The 2,345-nt window shown below is 60.3% G+C and carries 2 protein-coding genes; both read right to left on the bottom strand.

What is annotated here, in order from left to right:
• Positions 1–220: 220 nt before the first annotated feature.
• On the bottom strand, positions 221–1,069 hold the full coding sequence (locus tag G4L39_RS09280) for a ThuA domain-containing protein (RefSeq protein ID WP_343203326.1): 849 nt from the start codon (positions 1,067–1,069) through the stop codon (positions 221–223).
• A gap of 242 nt (positions 1,070–1,311) precedes the next feature.
• The coding region (locus tag G4L39_RS09275) for a sugar phosphate isomerase/epimerase family protein (protein WP_240893906.1) at positions 1,312–2,345 on the bottom strand (1,034 nt) is incomplete at its 5' end.

The raw sequence follows: 2,345 nt of genomic DNA, 5'->3' as shown, positions 1-2,345 counted from the left end.
GCACCACACCACCAGAACCCGGCAACCTTCCGCCAGACTGCCCATACCAGGGGAACCTCCCCCTCGATGCGGCGTGGTGCCGATGCGTTCCATCTCTACCCGGGCGAAAACCTGCCAAGGCATAGGGAAAAGGGCAACGGCTGAGGGAGAACGGCTTCGTACCCCACGGTCCCTGTGGATCACGGTTAGCCAGACCATAACCCTCCCGGAGTCCCTGCTGCTACTGGCCCGTGTGCGGTTTAGGATCGAGGTTGGCGTTGAGTAGTGTCCGGGCCACATGCGATTCAACACCCTGTTCGGGTACTTCTAGTCGTGCGACCCACAGGATCGCGTTCAGGACAAGTTTGCGAAAATCGTCGTGGGCCCAATTATCGTGAAAATGCCCGCCAGTAAAGCCGAATCCGCGTCCGCCGTTGGGGCGTTCATACGCCCAGGCAACGTGCTGCGGATCCCTGCGTCGGACCGCTTCGCGTACCGCCGGGTTCCCGGTGTGGGGTCCGTCCGGTCGGTCCATCGTGCTCAATGGAGGGACGGCGCTGAGAATGGGTGTGACGCCTCGCATTCCTTCGCGAAAGCGCATGTGAAAGTACCACTCGTCCCTGATTCGGAAAGGTCGTACTCCCCGAGTGATGGGATGCCGGGGCAGGACTTTGAAGTCTGCTTCCCAAACCGGATTAACCGACCAGTGCGCTTCATAGGAGGCGCCGATCCATTCCAGGAGTTGCTCCCGGCCCACGTCTGGCGGCGGTACGAGGGCGTAATGCAGGCACACCAGACCCACTCCTCGATGCATTAGCTCGGCGACCAAGCTCAGGCGATGCCCTTGAAAAAAAGGGTGATTGCTCTCTCCGTCGGCGTAAACCACAATCGCCGCTACGTTTGTAAATGCCCGGTGCGGGTCATCCGGCCACCCGTTGGAATACACAATGGAAGATAGGCCGCGCACGCCGGCCAAGCAGGCCTGGAGGAGAAGACAACCGGCACGGTGCTCATGCTCCCTGGGTCCATGACTGGGTGGGCCGGCAAGGAAAACAATTCTTTTCTCGGCACCATCGCCCAGCTGCGCCATCATGAGGATGGTAACAGCGAGCAGGCGTATGGACGTGAGCAGCTGTGACGGTACGGACGTCCTGTAGTGGGCCTGCCCCGGATTCGGCAGGCCCACGACGCTGTGCCCGACCGGCCGACCGGACCACCGAAAGAGGTCAACCTCACTGGAGCCCCTCGTGAAGCCGCCTTTCTCGTGCGCACCACCGAATGGCAGCAGCGTCTCCCAATGGCGGGGGTGCCCGCCGGCCGTTTCTCTCGTTTTCATGGTATGATGGTCTTTCGCGTGTGAGGTACGCCTTCACACAGGGTGCTCTTCAGAAAACGGAGGCCCTCCACGGCGATTTCATCACGTGTCTTCTCGATGCGCCTCCAAATGGCCGCGGCCCGGGCAATCACTTTTACGTTCGGTGTGAAGGACTCAATCACAATGTCGCCTTTATAGCCAATGGCATGGAGCGCTGCCGCGATGCCTTTCCAGTCAATGTGATCGCGACCTGGTGTGCCGCGGTCGCAACCGCAGGCGTGAAAATGGCCCAGCAGCGGCCCGGCTTTCAGGATCGCCCCGGGCTGCGATTTTTCTTCAATGTTCATATGGAACGTGTCCAGAAGGACCTTGAGCGCGGGACTGCCTACGTCCCGTATCAGGCGCAGCGCCTGTTCGCATGTGTTGATGAAATCGGTTTCGAATCGGTTGAGGGGTTCGATACAGATTTGTTTCCCGAGCCGTTCAGCCTCGTTACAAAGGGTTTTCAAATGCCGGACGACGGTGCGCCACTGTTGGCGCTTTTCGAAGGGAGGCACGGCATCGGCGCGGCCTACTGCAGAATACAAAGGTCCGACCAGCGATGGAGAGTCCAGTAGGACCGTATACTCGAGCAACTTCAGTAGATAGCCGAGGGCCGCGCGTTGTTGGCTGGGTGTGCCGCGCAAGTCTCGATCCGGGCCCAAGCAGGCGCAAACCGCTGCGCATGCGAGACCGTGGCGATCGAGCTCGCGTTTCACATGTCTCGGGTCAACGTGTTCGGGCTTTTCAATGGGAATTTCCACGGACTGGAATCCCCAGGTTTTGAACCGCTTGAACAGGCGGGTGCTGGCGTTGTTGAACGGAGATGTGAAGAGATAGGTGTTAATGCCGAATCGCATGGTCAGACGTGTAAGAAAATGGTCGCTGGAGTTATGCGGACGGGCGAGCCAGTGCGGGACCCGGACTGAACTGCGGCATGGTGCCACGCCAAGCTTTGAGGGGGCGACTGGGCTGGGGCGGGTGGGCAGCCCGGGAACGATGGAGCCGCGGC

Source organism: Limisphaera ngatamarikiensis, assembly GCF_011044775.1.
GTDB classification, from domain to species: Bacteria; Verrucomicrobiota; Verrucomicrobiia; order Limisphaerales; family Limisphaeraceae; genus Limisphaera; species Limisphaera ngatamarikiensis.
This window is presented reverse-complemented; position numbering and strand designations above follow the sequence as displayed.